Genomic DNA, 21,094 nt, shown 5'->3' on the forward strand with positions numbered 1-21,094 from the left:
GACCTCAGCGACCGCTAGACCCTGACCTCGAACTCGTGCCTGACCTTGGCGATGTCGACCAGCGTCGGCAAGCCGGCCTCGTTGCCGAGGCGCTGGATCTTGAAGGTGGAGGCGGCGCGCGCGAAGTCGAAATGCTCGCGCCAGCTTTTTCCGGGATGGGCGAGATAGGAATAGACATAAGCGCCGTGGAAGACGTCGCCGGCGCCGTTGGTGTCGATGACGCGCTCGCGCGGGATCGGCATCGCCGGCATCACCTGCACCGTTCCTGTTTCGTCGTACCAGAAGAGGCCTTTCTCGCCCATGGTGACGCCGCCGATCTTGCAGCCGCGGCCCTTGAGGTAGTCGAGCATCTTCTCCGGCGTCAGGTCCATCTGCTCGCACAGCCGCTCGGCGACAATGGCGACGTCGATATATTCGAGCAGCTCATGCGTGTTGGTGCGCAGGCCGCCGCCGTCGAGCGAGGTCAGGATACCCGCTTCGCGGCACACTTTGGCGTAGTGGATCGCGGCGTCCGGCTGGTGGCCGTCGACATGCAGCGCGCGGCAGCCGCCGAGATTGAGCATCGGGAACGGGTGGATGTGCTCGTCGTCGCGGCAACGGACGATGGCGCGCTTGCCGTCCTTGGGCATGATGAAGGAGAGCGAGGACTGGTTCACCTTGCGCCCGTGCAGCGAGATGCCGTACTTGGCGCACATGTCCTGGAACATGCGCCCCAGCCAGTCATTGGCCGCGGTGGCGATGAGATCGGGCACGATGCCGAGCTTGGCGCAGCAGAAGGCCGCCGTCACCGCATTGCCGCCGAAGGAGACCGCGTAGTCCGAGGCCACGTGCTTCTCGTCGCCGGTCGGCATGTGGTCGGTGATGAAGACGACGTCGATATAGGTCTGTCCGATGAAGAGAGCCTGCATTGCTTGTCCGTGATGCGCTTGTGGTCCCGGCCGGCGGGATTACTCTAGCACCGGTTCCGCTCCGGAGGGACGCTGAAATTATTCGCAAAACTGCCGCCCGAAGCGCTTGAGGTCAGCATGGTGCCGGAATACGACCATGTCGGGCCAATGCCAAGCCCGGACAAACGCCGTCTGTCGGTCCATGGGTTCCAAGTCGATCAAAAGGGTGCAGGATGATCACCGGCCTCGATCACATCGTCGCTCTGGTGAGCGATATCGGTGCGGCCAAGGCGGCCTATCAGACGCTGCTCGCCCGCGCGCCGGCCTGGCAGAACTCCGGCGAGGGCGCTGACCGGGTGCTGTTCACCCTCGACAACATGACGATCGAATTGATGGCCCCTCACGGCTTCAGCGTCACCGCCGACCGCATGCGCGCACTGCTCGAGGATCAGGAGGGCGTGCTCGCCAGCCTGTGCTTTCGGGTCGCGGACATCAGCAAGATGCACCGGCGGCTGGAGCGGGTGGCCTTGAGGCCGGACCCCGTTGCGGAGGTCGAAAGCAGCGACGCCGTCAGCAATGCCGTGCTGCACTGGAAGCGCACGCGTGCGGCCACGGAGCTCACGCGCGGCGTGCGCATGTTCTTCCTCGAACTGGCCGATGAGCGCCCCAAATCGGTCGCGACCGATATCGCGCCGATCAACGCGCTCGACCATGTCGTCGTCACCACCGAGGATTCCGAGCGCGCCGCCGCGCTCTACGGGGCGCGGCTCGGGCTTGATCTCGCGCTCGACCGCTCGCACCAGGACTGGGGCCAATTGATGTTCTTCCGCTGCGGCGACCTCATCGTCGAGGTCGTGCGCCGCCCGGTCGCCGGCGGCGATGCCGCGCATGACCGCCTCTGGGGCCTGAGCTGGCGCGTCGCCGACATCGAGGCCACCCGCGCCCGGCTGATCGCTGCCGGCCTCGACGTCAGCGAAGTCCGCAATGGCCGCAAGCCGGGCACGCGGATCATGACGGTGCGCAGCGGCACCTGCGGAATCCAGACGGTGCTGTTGGAGCGCTCGCCAAAACCGGAGTAGGGCGGTCTCTCCTCCGTCATTGCGAGCGCAGCGAAGCAATCCAGAATCCCTCCGCGGTCTCAGTCTGGATTGCTTCGTCGCAAGGGCTCCTCGCAATGACGGCTTCCTCGTGTTACACGCTGACCCGAGAACCTCCAGCGAGCATCCGGTTTGGCAAAGGCGAAGGCAAAGCGAACTCTGAAATGGCAGCGTGACCCCGAGGGGATGCGGCTGCGCATTCTCGAAGCCGCCAAGCAGGAGTTTTCCGCCCATGGGCTCGCCGGCGCGCGCGTCGATCGCATCGCGGCCAAGGCCGGCGCGAACAAGCGCATGCTCTACTACCACGTCGGCAACAAGGACGAGCTCTATCTCGCGGTGCTCGAAGGCGCCTATGACAAGATCCGCAGCGAGGAGCGCGGGCTCGATCTCGAGCATCTCGATCCCCCCGAGGCCATCCGCCGCCTGATCGAATTCACCTGGAATTACTTCCTGCGCAATCCCGAGTTCCTGTCTTTGCTCCAGACTGAGAACCTCGCGCGCGCCAAGCACCTGAAGCGCTCGACCAAGGTCAAGTCGATGCACTCGCCCTTTGTCGAGATGATCCGCACCGTGGTGCGGCGCGGCGTCGACAGCGGCGATTTCCAGGTCGCCGTCGATCCGGTGCAGCTCTACATCTCGATCGCGGGCCTCTGCTTCTTCTATCTCTCCAATTCGGCGACGCTGAGCGTGATCTTCGGCCGCGATCTCCTGGACAAAAAGGCCAAGGACGAGCGGCTCGCCCACATGGTTGGCCTCGTGCTGGCCGCGCTGACAGGGCAGTCCGCGGCGCTGTTCGATATCGCGAAGGCCCCGAAGTCGCGCGCCGTGGTGGCGCAGACGGTGTAGTCCGTAGCCATGATGGGGCGACTTGCTCCGCAATGACGACGTGGAGGCGGGCGTGCACCTCACTCCGCTCTCGTGCCCCGGACGCAGCGCACGCCCCTTTTGACGTGCGCTGCGGAGCCGGGGCGCATCTCACCGCCGAGCACATCGCCGCTGAGTCCCGGCTCAGCGCAGCAACGCTTCGCCTGCAGCGCGTCCGCGCCCACAGTTTCGGAACCCGGCGCAAAACGTCACAGGGAAAGCTCTGGACAGTATTTATCCAACGGGTTAATTTCTTGCCACAACGAAGAAGACTGCCGGGAGTGAAAATTGGCCGAGCCGAAGCCGCAAAACGCTGTTTCCAAGCTGCTGAATGCGGCCTGGGTTCGGCCGTTCTTGTTCCTCGTCTTCATCGTCGTCGCCTGGGATCTGGCGATCCGGATCTTCAAGATTCCCGCCTACCAGATCCCGTCGCCACTCGATGTCGTCGCCGTGCTCCGCACCGAATGGCCGGAGCTGTTGCGCCAGTCCTGGCCGACCACTTATGCGACCGTCTGCGGCTTCCTGCTGTCGGCGCTGTTCGGCATTCCCGTCGCGATGCTGATCGCGGGCTCGAAGACGGTGGAGAGCTACGTCTATCCGCTGCTGGTGTTCTCGCAATCCGTGCCCAAGATCGCGATCGCGCCGCTGTTCGTGGTCTGGTTCGGCTTCGGCATCATTCCGAAGGTCATTTCGGCGTTCCTGCTCGGTTTCTTCCCCGTGGTGGTCTCGGCCGTGCAGGGCTTCAAATCGGTCGACCCTGATATGGTCGATCTCGCCCGTGCCATGCAGGGCAGCCGCCTGCAGGTATTCCGCGCGGTCAACCTGCCGCATGCGTTGCCGGCGATCTTCTCCGGCCTCAAGGTCTCGGTGACGCTGGCCGTGGTCGGGGCCGTCGTCGGCGAGTTTGTCGGCTCCAATTCCGGCATCGGCTACGTCATGCAGCGCTCGATCGGCACCTTCGACCTGCCGACGATGTTCGCGGCACTCGTGATCCTGGCGCTGCTCGGCGTGATCCTGTTCTGGATCGTGGACCGGATCGAGAAGCTGGTCATTCCCTGGCATGTCAGCCAGCGCGAGGACGTGATCTTTGCGTCCTAGATAGCAACGAACGGCCACCAACGGCCGACGCAACAACGGCAAGGGAGAGTGACGATGAAACGGTGGATTGGCGCTGCATCCGTGGCACTGATGGTGTTCGCAGCGATGCCGGCGCAGGCGGCCGACAAGGTTGTGCTGATGCTGAACTGGTACGTCTATGGCGAGCACGCGCCGTTCTACTACGGCAAGGCCAAGGGCATTTATGCCGCTGAAGGTATCGACCTCGAGATTCAGGAAGGCCGCGGCTCGGCTGCGACCACGCAGGCCGTTGCCGCCAAGACCGCCGATTTCGGCTATGTCGACGTGCCCACCATGATGCGCGCCGCGATCAAGGGCGCGCCCGTGGTGGCGACCGGCGTGCTGCTGCAGACCTCACCGATGTCCGCCATGGGCTTTGCCGAGAAGAACATCAGGAAGCCCGAGGACATCAAGGGCAAGACGGTGGCGATCACGCCGGCCGACTCGATGACGCAGATCTGGCCGCTATTCCTGAAGAAGACGGGCCTGAAGGAAAGCGACTTCAAGACCGTCGCCGGCGACGGCCAGACCAAGCTCAATGCCGTGATCAACGGCCAGGCCGATCTCTTGCTCGGCTATGTCATGGATCAGTCGATGAAGATAAAGGACGCCACCGGCAAGGACGTCTTCCCGATCAAGTTCGCGGACTACGGCATCAACATGGTCTCGTCCGGCATCATCGCCAACTCCGACTATGTGAAGGCCAACGCCGATCTCGTCCGCCGCTTCATGTCGGCGACGACCAAGGCGGTCGAAGCCGCCGAGAAGGAGCCGAAGGCGGCGGCGCAGGCGATCCTCGATGCCAACCCCAAGGGCGGCAAGATCGACACGCTGACGCAGGGCTTTGAGCTGACCATTCCGCTCTACCGAACCGCGGAGACAAAGAGCAAGCGGCCGTTCCAGGTCACCGACCAGAACATGACTGATACGGTCAATCTGATGGTCGAATATGGCGGCCTCGATGCCAAGGCCAAGGAGAACCCGAAGGCCTTCTACACCAACGACTACCTGCCGAAGAGCGGCTCGTGAGCGACAAACCTCCGCTGTCGTCCCTGCGAACGCAGGGACCCATAACCACCGGCCTTGATGGTTACGGAAGGTCTCAACCCGCGTGCCCGAACGCTCCGGCACGGCGTATGGGTCCCTGCGTTCGCAGGGACGACGCGTGGAGAGGGCTGTGACGAACCCTGCGACCAAGCCAGTCGATATCAACCAGCCGGCCGCGCATCTGAGACTGGTGAGCGACCGGGCGGGCGATGCGTCGGGCATCAAGCTGTTAGGCGTGTCGAAGACATACCGGACACGCGACGGCGACGTGCCGTCGCTGCGGCCGCTCGACTTCCACATCAACGACGGCGAGTTCTTCGTCGTGGTCGGCCCTTCCGGCTGCGGCAAGTCCACGCTGCTCAAGCTGATCTCGGGCCTGCTGCCGCCGACCACGGGCGAGATCCTGGTCGAGGGCGAGAAGGTGACGACGCCGCACGGCAATGTCGGCATTGTCTTCCAGAACGCGCTGCTGCTGCCATGGCGCAACATCCTGTCCAACGTGATGCTGCCGATCGACATGAAGCGGCTGCCGCGGGACAAGTATCTTCCCCGTGCCAAGGAACTGTTGAAGCTGGTCGGCCTCGAAGGCTTCGAGAAGAAGCTGCCGTGGCAGCTCTCCGGCGGTATGCAGCAGCGCGCCTCGATCTGCCGAGCGCTGGTGCACGATCCCAGGATCATGCTGATGGATGAGCCGTTCGGCGCCCTCGATGCGTTGACGCGTGAGCGCATGAATGTCGAATTGATGCGGATCCAGCGCGAGACCAGGAAGACGGTGCTGCTGATCACGCATTCGATCCCCGAGGCCGTGTTCCTCGCCGACCGCGTGCTTGTGATGACCGAGCGCCCCGGCGCGATCGCCGCAATCTACGACGTGCCGCTGCCGCGCCCGCGCTCGCTCGACGTGATGGCCGATCCTGCTTTCACCGAGCTCGTGCAACGCATCCGCAAGCATTTCTTCTCGCAAGGTGCGTTGGATTAGGGCGATGGGAATCCCGGTGACAGCTGCACGATCGGTGCGCTCCCTCCCCCGCCTGCGGGGGAGGGTTGGGGAGAGGGGTGTCTCCGCTCGCGAGAACCCCCCAGAGGAGAAAACCCTCACCCGGCGCTGTGCGCCGACCTCTCCCGCAGGCGGGAGAGGTGCACCGCCGCCTGCGCGACATCTCGGAAGCCAGTTAACACCATGCCCCTCCGCCTGAAGCTGCGAGACATAGCCTTCTTCGAACGTCCCGTGCAGTTCGCGCGGCCGTTCCGCTTCGGCGCGATCACGATCAACGCGACGCCGCAGCTGTTCGTGCGGGCCGAGATCGAGGTCGAGGGCAGGGGAAGCGCGGTCGGCGCCAGCGCCGAGCTGTTGGTGCCAAAGTGGTTCGACAAGCGGCCGGAGCTGTCGCCGGCGCAGACGGTCGACGGTCTGCGACGCTCGCTTCAGATCGCACGCGGGCTCTATCTGGCACGGACCGGCTTCCAGACGGCGTTCGATCTGCATGCATCTTGCATTGGCGACCAAGTCGCTGCTTGTGCACAAGAGAACATTCCGGCGCTTGCCGCTGCTTTTGGTCCCGCTGAAATCGACAAAGCCATCCTCGATGCGCTGCTGCGCGGCGTGGAGATCAACTTCTTCGACGGAATGGCCGGCAACATCGCCGGCATCGATGCGCGACTGTCGCCTGACTTGAATGATGGCGATATCACGCGATTCCTCACGCTCGCCAATCAGTGTCGATCAGAACGGGTTGCGATCCGCCACACTGTCGGCCTCGACGACAGGGTCGAGGGAGATGGCGGCGTGGCTGATCCGAGGGAGAACGCCGGCGCACGCTATTTCAAACTGAAGCTTGGCGGCGATCCCGAGGCAGATGCTGCCCGGCTGATCCGTATCGGCCGCGAACTGGCGGCGCTGCCCTTCGATTATAAGGTGACGCTCGACGGCAATGAGCAGTATGCGGACCTGACGGCGCTTGCGTCGCTGGTCCATCAGCTGGAGCACGATAGCGCTCTACAGCCGATCTTTCTCAAGCTGCTCTATATCGAGCAGCCGATGCCGCGCGACGTCACGCGTCAATCGCCGCTCAGTGAAGCCTTGCGTTGGCGCGACTTCATCATCGACGAAGCGGACGACTCCTATGATGCCTGGCCGATCGCGCGCAAGCTCGGTTACAGCGGCATCTCGTCGAAATCCTGCAAAGGCATCTACAAGTCGATCGTGAACTTCACCCGCATCGCCAAGCTGGACGATGAGGGAGCGGAGTGTTTCGTCACGGGCGAAGACTTGACCTGCCAGCCTGGTCTCGCTCTGCAACAAGATCTGGCACTCGGCGCGCTCCTTTGCCTCGAACACGCCGAGCGCAACGGCCATCACTATGTCGACGGTTTTGGCGACACGCCTGCCGCGGAAGCACAGGCCTTCGCGGCCGCGCATTCCGATCTCTACGCCGATGCCGGGCGCGGCATCCGGCTTTCCATTCACGACGGCGATCTCCTGACGGGATCGCTCAACACAACGGGCTTTGCGACTTCGGTCCATCCGGACTGGTCGGCGCTGCGCCCGCTCGAACAGCCAAAATCACTCTTGGAGCAATCGGCATGACCACCCAACGCCTCGGCCTCATCATGAACGGCGTCACCGGCCGCATGGGGCTCAACCAGCATCTGATCCGCTCGATCGTCGCGATCCGCGACCAGGGCGGTGTCCGCTTGAAGAACGGCGACCGTGTCATGCCCGACCCGATCCTGGTCGGCCGCAGCGCCGAGAAGGTCGAGGCGCTCGCCAAGCGCTATAACATCACGCGCTGGACCACCGATCTCGATGCCGCGCTCGCCAACGAGAACGATACCATGTTCTTCGACGCCGCGACCACGCAGGCGCGCCCCGGCCTGCTTACCCAGGCGATCAACGCGGGCAAGCACGTCTATTGCGAGAAGCCGATCGCCACGAATCTCGAAGAGGCGCTCGAAGTGGTCAAGCTCGCCAATTCCAAGGGCGTCAAGCACGGCACGGTGCAGGACAAGCTGTTCCTGCCGGGCTTGAAGAAGATCGCCTTCCTGCGCGACTCCGGCTTCTTCGGCCGCATCCTCTCGGTGCGCGGCGAGTTCGGCTATTGGGTGTTCGAAGGCGGCTGGCAGGAGGCGCAGCGGCCGTCCTGGAATTACCGCAGCGAGGACGGGGGCGGTATCATTCTGGACATGGTCTGCCACTGGCGTTACGTGCTCGACAACCTCTTCGGTAATGTCCAGAGCGTGGTCTGCATCGGCAACACCGACATTCCGGAGCGTTTCGACGAGCAGGGCCAGAAGTACAAGGCGACCGCGGATGATTCCGCCTATGCGACCTTCCAGCTGGAGGGCGGCATCATCGCCCACATCAACATGTCCTGGGTGACGCGCGTCTATCGCGACGACCTCGTCACCTTCCAGGTCGACGGCGCGCACGGCTCGGCGGTCGCGGGGCTCACCGACTGCATGATCCAGGCCCGGCAGGCGACCCCGAGGCCGGTGTGGAATCCCGACGAGAAGCGGCTGCACGATTTCTACGGTGACTGGCAGAAGCTGCCCGACAACGTCACCTACGACAACGGCTTCAAGGAGCAGTGGGAGATGTTCATCCGCCACGTCTACGAGGATGCGCCCTACAAGTTCACCCTGCTCGAAGGCGCCAAGGGCGTGCAGCTCGCCGAATGCGCGCTGAAGAGCTGGAAGGAGCGGCGCTGGATCGACGTCGCCCCGATCAAGGTCTGAGGAGGGACGCATGAACAAGCCCGTCCAACCGATGTCATCCCTATCGTTGAAGCTGCCGAAGGCCGATCGCTCGATCGAGACCTATCGGTTAGCTGCCTCGCGCACGTTTCCCGCAAAGCTCGAGGGACCGCTGAACCGCATCGCCTTCTCGGCCGTGCACACCGTCGCCGATCCTTTTGCCGACAACGATCCCTGGCTGTCGGCCGCCGTCGACTGGGACAGGACCATCGCTTTCCGCGAGCACGTCTGGGACCTCGGCCTCGGCGTGGCCGAAGCCATGGATACCGCGCAGCGCGGCATGGGGCTGGACTGGCCGACGTCGCTGGAGCTGATAACGCGCTCGGTTGCCGCCGCCAAGCGCCGCAACGCGCTGGTGTTCTCCGGCGCCGGCACCGACCATCTCGCGGTAGAGGATGCGAAAAGCCTCGACGACGTGATCCGTGCGTACGAAGAGCAGATCTCGGCAGTCGAGAAGGTCGGCGGTCGCATCATCCTGATGGCGTCGCGCGCGCTCGCCAAGCTTGGCCGCAATGCGGACGATTACGCAAAGGTCTATGACCGCGTGCTGTCGCAGGTTCGCGAGCCCGTGATCATCCACTGGCTCGGCGACATGTTCGATCCGGCCCTGACGGGATACTGGGGCACCAGGGATCTCGATCAGGCGATGAACACGGCGGTCGCAATCATCAACGCCAACGCCGCCAAGGTGGACGGCGTCAAGGTCTCGCTGCTCGACAAGCAGCGCGAGATCGACATGCGTCGCCGGCTCGACAAGCGCATCAAGATGTATACCGGCGACGACTTCAACTATGCCGAGCTGATCGCCGGCGACAGCCAAGGCTTTTCGCATGCGCTGCTCGGTATCTTCGATGCGATCGCGCCGGCGGCGTCCTATGCGCTGTCGCGGCTGGCGGCCGACGACGAAGCCGGCTTCCACGACGTGCTCGGCCCGACGGTGCCGCTGTCGCGCCACATCTTCAAGGCGCCGACGCGCTTCTACAAGACCGGCGTGGTGTTCATGGCCTATCTCAACGGCCATCAGGATCATTTCACCATGGTCGGCGGGCAGGAGAGCACGCGCTCCACGCTGCACCTCGCCGAGCTGTTCCGTCTGGCCGACAAGGCCGGCCTGCTCGCCAACCCTGAACTCGCGACGCAGCGGATGAAAACCGTGCTCGCCACTCACGGTATCGAATGCTGATGCGCGATTTTTCGTCCGATCACCGCTGGCTGTCGCTGAACACGGCGACGGTTCGCAGGCAGGGTGACCTCGTCGCGATCATCGAGGCCTGTGCCAGCCACGGCATCCGCGCAATCGATCCCTGGCGCGACCAGGTCGCATCTGTCGGTCTCGAGCGCGCCGCGCGCGCGGTGCGCGAGGCCGGCCTCGATCTCTCAGGCTATTGCCGCGGCGGCATGTTCACCTCGGATGCCTCGCGCCGTACCGAAGTGCGCGACGACAACCGGCGCTGCGTCGACGAAGCCATGGCGCTGGGCGCGCCCTGCATCGTCCTCGTCGTCGGCGGCCTGCCGCAATATTCGCGGCCGGGCAGCGAGGCCTCGAACGATCTCGCGGCGGCGCGCGGGCAGGTCGAGGAAGCGCTTGCCGAGATGCTCGACTACGCCAGGCAGGCGAACCTGCCGCTCGCCATCGAGCCGCTGCATCCGGCCTATGCAGCCGACCGCGCCTGCGTGAACACGACCAAGCAGGCGCTCGATATCTGCGACCGGCTCGACCCCGGCCGCAGCGGCATGCTCGGCGTCGCGCTCGACGTCTATCACATCTGGTGGGACCCGGAGCTGATGGACCAGATCGCACGCGCCGGCAAGGATCGCCTGCTCGCGTTCCACGTCTGCGACTGGCTGGTACCGACCAGGGACATCCTCAACGATCGCGGCATGATGGGCGACGGCGTCATCGACATCAAATCGGTGCGCAAAGCGGTCGAAGCGCAGGGCTTTGCCGGCTATTGCGAGGTCGAGATCTTCTCCAACGACTGGTGGGGCAAGCCGATGGACGAGGTGCTTCGCACCTGCATCACGCGGCATAGGACGGTGGTGTAGTTGCCTCGAGCGTCTCGGTGAAAAAGTCAGACCATTGCGCTGTCATCGATTCACCGTCAAACACCGCCGAGAAGAAGTAGGACGTCATCATGTCGTAAGTCACCACCGCGCCCATCCTCTTTGAGGGTGGGCGTTTGATCTTGCTGCACGTCGGTCCGAAAGCGAAATACGGATGCCTAACGCAGACCGCTCGCGCGATGTCTGCAAGTGACCCCGATGGCGAAGCTCGGTTTGGCTCAGATATAGTCTGCTGATCAGGGCACACCGGAAGTGACACGGCGCCGCTCAAACTGGCGCTTTTGACTCAAAGCGGACCTTGAGCGCCACGACCACCTAGAGTTCGAGCAAATCCCGTCCAGCTATAATTTCGCCGGAGAACGCTTTGCGAGCTTCATCCACGAACACCTGATCGGGCACGGCACCATTCCCCGGTACAAAATGACTTAGCACCAGCTTTTTGACGCCAGCGGCTTGAGCGACTTCGCCCGCCTGCTCGACGGTGAGAGCGTTTCCTGAAATGCTCTTGAAAAGATCAGCTGCAGTGTCCTTATCGAACCTGCCCGCCTGCACAGCTTGGTCGAGCGCACTGCGCACTCCCGGAAGATGCTGCGCCTCGCACACGAACACATCGGCACCCTTGGCAAGCTCTATCAGAGCGCCGGTCTTTCGAGTATCTCCTGAAAAAACGACCGAACGATCATCCGTGTCAAAACGATAAGACAACGCCACCGGAAGCGGAGGATGGTCGGCCAATACGCATGTGACCTTTACATGGTCATCCTGCATCACAACTCCCGCGGACGTCATCTCATGCGGAACAAGCAGCTTCCTGGGATCGGGCTTCTTTTCATCGCGCATCCGGATATCGATATCGAAGGCATTCAGTTCGAAATATTTACTCGTCATCTCTGCTAGTGGGGGTGGTCCGTAGGAATTCACTTGATCTCGGAGGCTCGAGTACCACGCAAAATAGAACAAGTTCCCATAGTCCAGATTGTGATCCGAGTGGTGATGGGTAATGAAGATGCTCTTCAATGCATTAAGCCTCAAGCCGGCTTGCACTATTTGTCGGGCGACGCCATTACCACAGTCGACAACGTAAAGAGCTCCCCCCACTACGATGGCGTTTGACGGTGCAGCGCGCGCAACTTGCAGGGGGGGGCCTCCCGTTGTGCCCAACAACACGATTTTAGTATGTGACGATTGTGCTGCTACAGGGCTCCGCGCAAGTGCTGACGCTAAGATTACTCCTGCCGGAATCTTCAGTGTCTCTCGTCTGGATAAAGACATGGACGATCCCTCTCGCTATAAGGAGGTCTCGAGTGGCTCTCAACCTGGAGGCGATGGCATACAAGATATGTTTGGCCAGGTTCTGTGAGGTTCAACGTCCAGCAATTCGATATGACGAATAATTCCAATGCCTCGGACAGAACGCTTGTCCTAATTTCGTTCATAGCCTCGTAAAGCCTCGACGGAAGATGAGCTAAGGATTGTTGCGCGTACTGCGAATGAGTCAGAAGGCTTGACCAACCTAGGTCGTGCAGTTCTGCTAGAATAAGAAGCGTGGGCGTGTGACCCGTATAGGGAGCTACGGTGAAAAACTCGGAAGTCTCCAACGATCCACCTGGCAAACCGCCATCCGATATTGAGCAGCCGGACAAAGCCGCATCCGATGAGGAACGACCGGGGCAGCCGCCATCCGCTCGCAATTTGAAGAGTCGCTTGCGGGCACGATTGCAGTTGATCGGGGGCGCGCTCGCCTCGATCGCCGCCGTGGGTGCGATCGCGGGCGGACTCGTCGGGTATTGGACTGTTTGGAAGACGCTCCGCACAGACGTGTTTCCGGAAAGCCAAAAGACACAGAAGCAGGCTACGGCCCGGCCCGACATTGCTCCCCGTTTGTCCCTCGTTGTCCTGCCATTCGCAAACCTCAACAACGATGTTGAGCAGGACTATTTCGCCGACGGCATTACGACCGATCTGACGACAGACCTCGCGCAAATGCCCGACACATTCGTGATCGGGCGCGGGACGGCTTTCGCCTATAAGAATAAGCAAGTCGATCTCAAGACGCTCGGCAAGGACCTTGGTATCCGATGGGCGGTACAGGGCGCGGTGCAGCGGGCCGGAGATCGGGTCCGTATGAACGTATCACTTTCCGACCTGTCGACTGGTCGCGATGTCTGGTCGGACCGCTTTGACGGCGATCGGACTAATCTTGCGGCCTTGCAGGAACAGGTCACGGCTCGGCTCGCCCGCTCACTCAACGTCGAACTCATCCAGGCCGAAAGCCGACGCAGCCAAATGGACAGGCCAACCAATCCAGACGCTGTGGATTTCAGCATGCGCGGCTGGGCGAAGCGTTACGGTCCTCGGACCAAAGTAATGAATGCGGAGGCAAACGACTTGTTCGACAGCGCACTGCGCCTCGATCCGGACAACATAGATGCAATGATTGGTAAGACGTTGTGCATAGCGGATGGCGTGATCTACGGCTGGTCGAAATCCGTGGTCGAAGACAAAAAAATGGCGATCAAGCTGATCGATCAAGTTCTTGCTAAACGCCCGGCGACCGCAAATGCGCACGTAGCCAAGGGAAACATTCTGAACTACGGAAATCCTGAGGAAGCCTTGCCTGAATACGACGCGGCTTTGGAAATCGATCCTAATTCGCCTGTCGCGTATGCATCCAAGGGGATCGTACTCATTACGGCGGGACGCGCGCGCGAAGCATTTACTCCGATTCAAATCGCTTTGCGCCTAAGCCCCAAAGATCCGGGCGCTGGCACTTGGCGTTTTTTCCTCTGTCATGCTCATGTCCATCTGCGCCAGTACAAGGAAGGTATTGAGGAATGTAGGCGCTCCATCAATTTGAATAAATGGGACTGGTTTCCGTATGTAGATCTGATTTCAGCTTACGGAGCCACTGACCAATTGGAAATGGCCCAGCAAGTACTGGTCGAACTGAATGCAATCAGACAGGACTTCACGATCCAGTGGTTCCGGCAAATCGGCTACGCACGTTCGAGCAATCCGCAGTTTCGTCGTGAGTACGACGACATCATCGAAGGACTCAGAAAAGCTGGCGTTCGCGAGCAATGAGGCAGGAACCTTCGTGGTTTGGTTACGGCAGACAAGAGCAGTAATTGAGGTCTCCTTTTGGCCATCGCTGCCATTCCAATGCCCGGCTGGGATGTCCGTTATCGGTCGTAGACCGGACGTAGCTGGCTGACGGCCGAATCGTCGCGAATGACCCTGAGCGGTCATTATCGCCGCTTGACCCCTGGTCAGCGTCCCAGCCTGATCCACGATGTTATTCGCGGCCGCCGAACGCAGCCCCTGCATGGGCCAGGTAAACGCTGCTTAGAGCAAGTGAAGCTCTCGCGATTACCGCCCACAAGTCCGTAACAAAGTGCTAGGCTCATCCTTGCAGCGGCGTGGCTAGTCTGTCGTTCGGAGGAGCTGTGACCGAGCAGCGGGTTCAGAGGCGACTAGCGGCAATCTTGGCCGCCGACGTGGTCGGTTACTCCGCGTTGATGCAACGCGCTGAGGAAGCCACATACGCCGAGTTCGAGCGGCTCAAGCAAGAATTGATTGAACCCAGCCTTTACCGCAACGAAGGGCGACTTATCAAAACAACGGGTGATGGCGCGCTCGTCGAGTTCGCCAGTCCCTTGGCCGCCGTGAGATGCGCGGTTGAGATACAGGATTATCTCGCCTCGGGCACCAGTCCCTTCAGGCTACGCATCGGGCTCAACCTTGGTGACGTTATCGTAGGGCAGGACGGTGAACTCTACGGCGACGGGATCAACATTGCTGTGCGGCTGGAGGGGATTGCCGATCCGGGTGGCATACTGATTTCCGAGAAGGTGTACAGCGAAGTCGAAGGCAAGCTGGCGGTTAGCTTCGAGGATCGCGGCGAGCAGCAGCTCAAGAACATCTCCAGGCCAGTTCGCGCTTACGATGTCCGCGCTGGAGCGTCTAGCGCGCTGACCGAGAGACTAAATGCGGTCCCGCCGCTTCCAGACAAGCCGTCGATCGCCGTGCTTCCGTTCGAGAACATGAGCGGTGACCCCGAACAGGAATACTTCGCGGACGGGATGGTTGAGGAGATCACAACCGCGCTTTCGCGGTTCAAATCGTTGTTCGTGATCGCTCGCAATTCGAGCTTCACCTTCAAGGGCAAAGCCGTCGACATCAAGGAAGTCGGGCGCAGGCTTGGCGTGCGCTATGTCCTTCAGGGAGCGGTGCGCAAGGCGCCCGGGAAAGTTCGCGTCACGGCCCAGTTGATTGAAGTGGCTACGGGCGCACACATTTGGGCGGAAAAGTTCGAGCGTGACATGACGGACATTTTCGCGTTGCAGGACGACGTCGCGCTCGCCGTTGTCTCCGCTATTCAGCCCAGGTTGTTTCAAGCAGAAATTGCAATGGCGAAGCGGCGGCGACCGGAAGATCTCACCGCGTATGATCTTTATCTCCGGGCTATACAGCGGGCCTTCCGAACGACCCGCGAAGGGTTGGCCGAGGCGCTCCGACTGGTCCAGCGCGCCTTGGAGCTTGATCCTGAATTTGCTGCTGCCGCTGCTCTGGCAGGTGCTTGTCACGCGGAAAATGTGGTCAGGAGCTATGCCGTCGATGCCCAATTCGAAAGCCGGGAAGCCGTTCGGCTTGTACGCATGGCATTGAAACTCGACCATGACGATCCAGATACGTTAGCAAATGCTGCATTGATCTCGGCACTTTTGGTCGGTGATTGGGAGACAGAGATCGAGATGTCCGACCGGGCGGTTACGCTCAACCCAAATTCATATCGTGCATGGAATTGCAGAGGTTGGGTCTACAAGGTTGCGGGTCAGCCGGAAGAAGCGATCCGGAGCTTTGAACGTGCCGTGCGAATGAGCCCCTTAGACCCGCAACAATACATAGTCCTAACCGGGATGGGATTTGCCCTTATTGAGCTTCGTCGCTTTGACGAGGCCATCAGTGCAGGGAAGAAAGCCCAGCGTCACAACCCCTCCTATCCAGGACCATACCGCTGCCTCGCATCCGCTCTCGCCCATCTTGGGCGCGACGCTGATGCCCGTGAGGCGGCGGCTCGTATGCTTGAGATCGACCCCGCTTTCACGATATCGGCCTGGATCGGTCGGAGCCGACTATCAATAAATGCGAAGCTGATGATCGAGGGTTTTCGGAAGGCGGGATTGCCCGAATGAGCCCGTGCGCGTCCTCGTCGACAGGCTGATCAAAATAGGATGAAATTTACCGCGGCGCATGAGTCCGTTGTTGGCCCACCTGCGACCTCGGAGAATGTCCGCGCTTCGTCCGCTGTTGGGGGTTAACCCGACACCAGTCGGCCAGCCGATCAATGAGTACATGCCCCAGTCACCCGGCGTCGTTCGACCGCTGCGCAAATTGCAGCGCGAGAACGCGATGCCATCCTCACGGGCTTGCGACCTGTTGCAGCGTGTTGAAGCGCGCCTTCTGCTCGCTGCTCAGTGTGGCATAGAACTCGTCCAGCGCAGGCTCGACCAGCTTGGCGGCGGTCAACATGGCCTCGAGCCGGTGCTGCATCGTCTCCAGCCGTCCGACCGGTGTCAGCGGCGCATCGTTCGGACAGGCCGCCTGCAGGCCCTCAACCCCCTTCGCCGTCGCTTCGCTCAGGCGATCGAGCGCCTCTTTCTGCTTACCTGCAGGGTGGAGCACAGCCTCGATCCTCTGGATCGGCAACTGCGTGAGCCCGGACTTCGGATCGGCGCAGCCTTCGCTACTCGCCTCCTGCTGCTGCGGCGATCGTTCGCCGACATTGGGGCCAAGCGCGTTGAAGCTGGCCTGCTGTTCGTCATTGAGCGAGTTGTAGAAATTCTCCAGTGCCGGACGAACGATCTTGACGGCTTCCAGCGTCGCGCCGATGCGGTTCATCATCGCCCGCAAGCGGCCAGGAGGGGTCAGCGCATAAGTCTCCGTGCAGGAGTCCTTGAACACACCGGCAGCGTTGGCCGCCGCCGTCTTCAACTCGTCCAACAATGCGCGTTGCTCCGGCGTCGGCCGCACCGCCCGTGCGATATCGGCAAGCGGCCAGGCGGTCACGCCCTTGTCCGGCGTGGCACACAACTGCTGAAGCGTCTGCGGGCTCACGCTGGCACGCTGGCGCGCGCGGTAGCCGCCGCCGGCTTGCGGATAGTCATACGGGTTGATGCTGGCGTAGGCGGAATAGGTGCCGTCACCACCCCAGAACACGGTGTCGACGAAGTCGTCATAGGCGTACGCCCAATATCCGGGCTCGTAGCCATAGGACCAGAACGTGTAGTTGAAGATGTCGGAATAGGCGTAAGGCCAGAAGACGGGCCCAAGCCACGCCACGAACACCGCGGGATGACGGTGACGCCAGGCCTGTCGGGGAGCCCAGCCGCTTTGGCGCGTGACGAGAGCCGCTTGGGTCTGCGAAGTGGACTGCTCGCGGAAGCGCGCCGCAAACCGTCCGCGCTCGGCGGCCTGCGCGGCGGCCGCAAGTGCCGGAGCGCGCTCCGCCGGAGCCTGCAATCCAAGCCGCTGCTGGCGCGCCAGATCAATTTGCTGCGCGCGCTGCTCACGGCCAAGCAAGCGGTTCTGCGCCTGGAGCAGTCGCTGCTGTGCGCGTTGCGCTTGCGCGCCTTCCGGCCTTTGCGACTGCAATTGCTGCACACGCTGCTGCAGGCGTTCGATGCGAGCCTGGCGCTCCGTCGTCTGGCGCGACAGCATCTCGCGCTGCCGTTGCTCGACCTGCTGCGAGCGCTGTTGGACACGCTGCTCACGCTCTAGAAGACGGCTCTGCGACTGCAGCAACCGCTGCTGCTGTTGCTGGGCCCTTGCGCCTTTCGGCTTCTGCGATTGCAGTTGCTGCACGCGCTGCTGCAAGCGGTCGATGCGGTCCTGGCGTTCGGCGGATTGGCGCGAAAGCATCTCACGCGGCGGTCCCGAACGCTCGCTCAGGGCCGGGGGTGTACTTGGGCGCGAAGGGGCGGCGATATGCGGCGTCGGCCGCGGCGCCATGGCCGGACGTTGCGGCGCTGCCGGCGGGCGATGGAATTCGCGCCGGGGCGCTGCCACCTGCGGGGCGGCTCGGGGGGCACTGATATGTGGGGTCGGACGCGGTGGCGGTGAGGCGATGTGCGGCGCCGGACGTGGCGCCATCGCCGGTCGCTGCGGCATGGCTGGCGGCGCGGCGGGACGCGCCATGGCTGGCGGTGCTGCTGGACGAGCCATAGCCGGTGGTGCTGCCGGGCGGGCCATGGCCGGTGGTGCTGATGGCGGCGCTGCGGCTGGCCCTGGTGGTCCACCCCGTCCGTGTCCTGGTCCCTGGGCCGACACGCTCGTCGTCAGCATCGAGACGCCAACCAAAACAGCCGTCAGGCAAACGCCATGCGGAAGCATGATCTTCGCTCCCAACTCGTAATTGCCCACGACTTTCAACGCACAGACCGTGGAATGGTTCGTCCCTGGCAGCGGCCGGCATTGCGATCTTCCGACGCAGGCAATCTCAAGAGAGATCCCGCGTCAGGGTGGTGGCGAACTGCTCCAGCGCCCAGTCGACCTGGTCGCTTGTGATCACCAGCGGCGGGGCGATGCGGATCGTTTGCTCATGGGTATCCTTGGCGAGGATGCCCTTGCCCTGAAGCGCCTCGCAGTAGCGGCGGGCGCGGCCGGCCTCGGGATGCAGCTCGACGGCCAGCATCAAGCCGCGCCCGCGAACCTCGCGGATCGTATTGGCACGAATGTCCTGCAAGCCTTTCAGAAAGCGCGCGCCTTGCCTTGCCGCGTTCTCGATCATCTCTTCCTCGACCAGCACGCGCATGGCCGCGCGCGCCACAGCGCAGGCAAGCGGGTTGCCGCCGAAGGTCGAACCATGCTGCCCGGGTCGCAAAGTCCCGAGCACGTCGTTGTTCGAGAGCACGGCCGACACGGGATAAAAGCCGCCGGACAAGGCCTTGCCGAGCAGCGTCACGTCCGCCTCTATACCCTCGTGCTGTTCGGCGAGCAGCTTGCCGGTGCGGCCGAGCCCGGTCTGTATCTCGTCGAGCACCAGCATCACGTTGTTGGCGGTGCAAAGCTCGCGGACCTCAGTGAAATAGCCGGCTGGAGGAATGACGACGCCGGCCTCGCCCTGGATCGGCTCGACCAGAAAGGCGACCGTGTTTGGGGTGATTGCCTTCTCCAGCGCCGCGGCGTCGCCGAACGGAATGATCTTGAAGCCAGGCGCGAACGGCCCGAAATGTGTGCGTGTCTCGGGGTCGGTTGAAAAGCCGACGATGCCGAGCGTGCGTCCGTGGAAATTGTTGGCGCAGACGATGATCTCGGCCTGGCCGTCCGGCACACCCTTCACCTCATAGCCCCATTTGCGGACCGACTTGATCGCGCTTTCGACCGCCTCCGCGCCGCTGTTCATCGGCAGCACCTTGTGGGAACCGGTGAGCGCTGCGATCTCCTCGTAGAACAAGGCGAGCTGGTCGTTGTGGAAGGCCCGCGAGGTGAGCGTCAGCCTGTGCGCCTGTTCGACCATCGCCGCCAGGATCTTGGGGTGGCAGTGGCCCTGGCTGACCGCCGAATAGGCCGAGAGGCAATCGAGATACCGGTTGCCTTCGGTATCCCAGACCCAGACACCTTCGCCGCGCGACAGGACGACCCCGATCGGCTCGTAATTATGGGCTCCGAACCGTGCTTCCGTGGTGATGAAATCAATGACCGACGAGCTCATCTGTCGTCACTCCATTGCTGCGCACGGGGTCCTCAACTGACTGCACCGGCGGTCTTCAGCTTGATTTGGGTATCCGCCGGCCTCCTTGGAAGCCTTCATGCGCCGATGGCGTGGCGCAGCCCGATTTGCCTGAAACGTCCGATAGTTCTGCGGATCCGCAGGGTATCGTTCATCGACCCCGCCCCTACTGTGCATGGGGTTGTTTTCGTCTTTTTGTTTTGGAGGCCTCAGCGGATCGTGCAGGGCACGCTCAAAAACCCGCGGAACCGGACCCGTCCACCCCGCACCGGCTGCCCGCTCACGGCATAGTTCGGGAAGCGCGCCAGGAAGCGCGAGATCGCGATGGCGCCTTCCAGCCGAGCCAGCGCCATGCCGGCGCATTGATGCGCGCCGGTGGCGAAGGCGAGGTGCCGGTTTGGCGTGCGTGCGATATCAAAACGCTCAGGGTCGGGAAACTGCGCGGGATCGCGGTTGGCAGCCCCGATGCACAGCGTCACCGACGTGCCGGCATCGAGCATGACGCCGCCGAGCTCGACCTTCTCGGTGGTCATGCGGTTGCCGAGCTGGTTCGAGCTCTCGTAGCGCAGCATCTCTTCGACAGCGGTCTTGATCATGTCGGGGTTGCCGATCAGGCGTTGCTTCTGATCCGGATTGCGGTCGAGCGCGACGAGGCCGTTGCCGATCAGGTTGGTGGTGGTCTCGTGCCCGGCGTTGAGCAGGAAGATGCAATTATGCAGCAGCTCCTTCTCGGACAGCCGCTCGCCGTTCTCCTCGCTGTTACCTTCTCCCTGGATCAGCCGCGTCAGCACGTCGCGCTCGGGATTGCCTGGCTTGGCGCGCCGCCGTGCCACCAGAGTTTCGAGATAGGCGAGGAAGTCCGTCACCGCCTTGTTGCCGCGCGCTGCGCCTTCGGGTGACACCACGGGTTCGAGGGCGCCCAGGATCGCCAGCGACCAGTCACGCAGCGGTGTGCGCTCGTCATGAGGCACGTCGAGCAGATTGCCGATCACCTCGATGGGAATTGAAGCAGCGAAATCCTCGATCAGCTCGCAAACGCCCTTGGCTTCGATAGCGTCGAGCAGGCCGTCCACCAGCTTGATGAGATCGCCCTCCATGCTTGCGATCGCGCGCGGCGACAGCGCGCCCATGATCAGGCGGCGCACGCGAGTGTGTGAGGGAGGGTCGTTGAAGACGAGACTGGTGGTGTGGTGCTCGTAGAGCGGGGTGTCGCCGTATTTCGGCGCGAACTCGCGTTTCTTGTCCGAGCTGAACGATTTGGTGTTCTTGTAGGTGGTGACGAGATCGTCGTAGCGGGTCAGGAACACGGTGCCGTTCGGCAGGCGCTTGACCGGCTCGTTTTCCCGCAGTGCACGATAGGTGGGGTAGGGGTTTTCGTAGAACTCCGGCGTCAGCTTCTCGAGGTCGAAGCTGGCGGCCAGCGCCTTCGCATCTGCGTTCATCCCGTTATACTCGCCGGTTAAAGCCGATATGCCGTTTTTGTTGTTCTGGTTGGCGCGTGCATGCGTCTACAGTCTTTGCACCTTGCTAGCCGA

Annotated in this window: 17 protein-coding genes; 12 read left to right on the top strand and 5 right to left on the bottom strand. The window is 62.5% G+C overall.

Features of this window, described 5'->3' with window-relative positions; genetic code table 11:
- Positions 1-14 precede the first annotated feature (14 nt).
- Entirely contained in the window at positions 15-908 is an 894-nt protein-coding gene (locus EHH60_RS17050) for a sugar kinase (protein WP_061878211.1), read from the bottom strand.
- A 212-nt stretch (positions 909-1,120) separates the two neighbouring features.
- Between EHH60_RS17050 and EHH60_RS17055 the strand changes: the two genes are divergently transcribed.
- The 9 genes from EHH60_RS17055 (at position 1,121) to EHH60_RS17100 (ending at position 10,810) form a co-directional block, all read left to right on the top strand.
- Entirely contained in the window at positions 1,121-1,966 is an 846-nt protein-coding gene (locus tag EHH60_RS17055; protein ID WP_124160617.1) for a VOC family protein, read from the top strand.
- A gap of 204 nt (positions 1,967-2,170) precedes the next feature.
- Positions 2,171-2,830 (top strand): TetR/AcrR family transcriptional regulator, encoded by a 660-nt coding sequence (locus EHH60_RS17060; RefSeq protein WP_124160618.1) that lies wholly within the window; start codon positions 2,171-2,173, stop codon positions 2,828-2,830.
- Between the two features lie 306 nt (positions 2,831-3,136).
- Positions 3,137-3,946 carry an ABC transporter permease gene (locus EHH60_RS17065; RefSeq protein WP_124160619.1) on the top strand — a complete coding sequence of 270 codons (810 nt, stop codon included), beginning with the start codon at positions 3,137-3,139 and terminating at the stop codon, positions 3,944-3,946.
- 54 nt (positions 3,947-4,000) lie between these two features.
- The gene (locus EHH60_RS17070) at positions 4,001-4,993 is read left to right on the top strand and encodes an ABC transporter substrate-binding protein (protein ID WP_199751527.1); all 993 of its coding nucleotides are present in this window, start codon (positions 4,001-4,003) and stop codon (positions 4,991-4,993) included.
- A gap of 148 nt (positions 4,994-5,141) precedes the next feature.
- Entirely contained in the window at positions 5,142-5,990 is an 849-nt protein-coding gene (locus EHH60_RS17075) for an ABC transporter ATP-binding protein (RefSeq protein ID WP_124160621.1), read from the top strand.
- A 201-nt stretch (positions 5,991-6,191) separates the two neighbouring features.
- Complete coding sequence (locus EHH60_RS17085; RefSeq protein ID WP_124160622.1) at positions 6,192-7,598, top strand: beta/alpha barrel domain-containing protein; 1,407 nt, start codon at positions 6,192-6,194, stop codon at positions 7,596-7,598.
- Positions 7,595-8,746 carry a Gfo/Idh/MocA family protein gene (locus EHH60_RS17090; protein ID WP_124160623.1) on the top strand — a complete coding sequence of 384 codons (1,152 nt, stop codon included), beginning with the start codon at positions 7,595-7,597 and terminating at the stop codon, positions 8,744-8,746. Before EHH60_RS17085 ends, EHH60_RS17090 begins: the two co-directional genes overlap by 4 nt.
- A 10-nt stretch (positions 8,747-8,756) precedes the next feature.
- On the top strand, positions 8,757-9,947 hold the full coding sequence (locus EHH60_RS17095; protein ID WP_124160624.1) for a dihydrodipicolinate synthase family protein: 1,191 nt from the start codon (positions 8,757-8,759) through the stop codon (positions 9,945-9,947).
- A complete protein-coding gene (locus EHH60_RS17100; RefSeq protein WP_124160625.1) occupies positions 9,947-10,810 on the top strand; it encodes a sugar phosphate isomerase/epimerase family protein in 864 nt (287 codons plus the stop codon). Before EHH60_RS17095 ends, EHH60_RS17100 begins: the two co-directional genes overlap by 1 nt.
- Positions 10,811-11,143: 333 nt before the next feature.
- On the opposite strand, the gene EHH60_RS17105 is transcribed toward EHH60_RS17100, so the two are convergent.
- Complete coding sequence (locus EHH60_RS17105; RefSeq protein ID WP_124160626.1) at positions 11,144-12,100, bottom strand: MBL fold metallo-hydrolase; 957 nt, start codon at positions 12,098-12,100, stop codon at positions 11,144-11,146.
- Positions 12,101-12,403: 303 nt separating this feature from the next.
- Between EHH60_RS17105 and EHH60_RS17110 the strand changes: the two genes are divergently transcribed.
- Both EHH60_RS17110 and EHH60_RS17115 read left to right on the top strand, forming a co-directional pair.
- Positions 12,404-13,912, top strand: coding sequence for a tetratricopeptide repeat protein (locus EHH60_RS17110; protein ID WP_124160627.1), 1,509 nt, complete (start codon positions 12,404-12,406; stop codon positions 13,910-13,912).
- 401 nt (positions 13,913-14,313) lie between these two features.
- On the top strand, positions 14,314-16,023 hold the full coding sequence (locus tag EHH60_RS17115) for an adenylate/guanylate cyclase domain-containing protein (RefSeq protein WP_199751529.1): 1,710 nt from the start codon (positions 14,314-14,316) through the stop codon (positions 16,021-16,023).
- A gap of 226 nt (positions 16,024-16,249) precedes the next feature.
- Here the strand turns inward: EHH60_RS17115 and EHH60_RS38070 are convergent, their stop codons facing one another.
- Positions 16,250-17,170, bottom strand: coding sequence for a Spy/CpxP family protein refolding chaperone (locus EHH60_RS38070; protein ID WP_245454512.1), 921 nt, complete (start codon positions 17,168-17,170; stop codon positions 16,250-16,252).
- A 51-nt stretch (positions 17,171-17,221) separates the two neighbouring features.
- Between EHH60_RS38070 and EHH60_RS38075 the strand changes: the two genes are divergently transcribed.
- The gene (locus EHH60_RS38075) at positions 17,222-17,608 is read left to right on the top strand and encodes a hypothetical protein (protein ID WP_245454513.1); all 387 of its coding nucleotides are present in this window, start codon (positions 17,222-17,224) and stop codon (positions 17,606-17,608) included.
- A 718-nt stretch (positions 17,609-18,326) separates the two neighbouring features.
- On the opposite strand, the gene rocD is transcribed toward EHH60_RS38075, so the two are convergent.
- Together rocD and EHH60_RS17130 are read right to left on the bottom strand one after the other, a co-directional pair.
- Positions 18,327-19,541 (bottom strand): ornithine--oxo-acid transaminase, encoded by a 1,215-nt coding sequence (rocD, locus tag EHH60_RS17125; protein WP_124160630.1) that lies wholly within the window; start codon positions 19,539-19,541, stop codon positions 18,327-18,329.
- A gap of 227 nt (positions 19,542-19,768) precedes the next feature.
- Positions 19,769-21,001: a cytochrome P450 gene (locus EHH60_RS17130; RefSeq protein ID WP_124160631.1), complete on the bottom strand. Its 1,233-nt coding sequence runs from the start codon at positions 20,999-21,001 to the stop codon at positions 19,769-19,771.
- Between the last annotated feature and the right edge of the window lie 93 nt (positions 21,002-21,094).

Origin of the sequence: Bradyrhizobium sp. RP6 (assembly GCF_003837805.1) — a bacterium.
Lineage (GTDB): Bacteria > Pseudomonadota > Alphaproteobacteria > Rhizobiales > Xanthobacteraceae > Bradyrhizobium.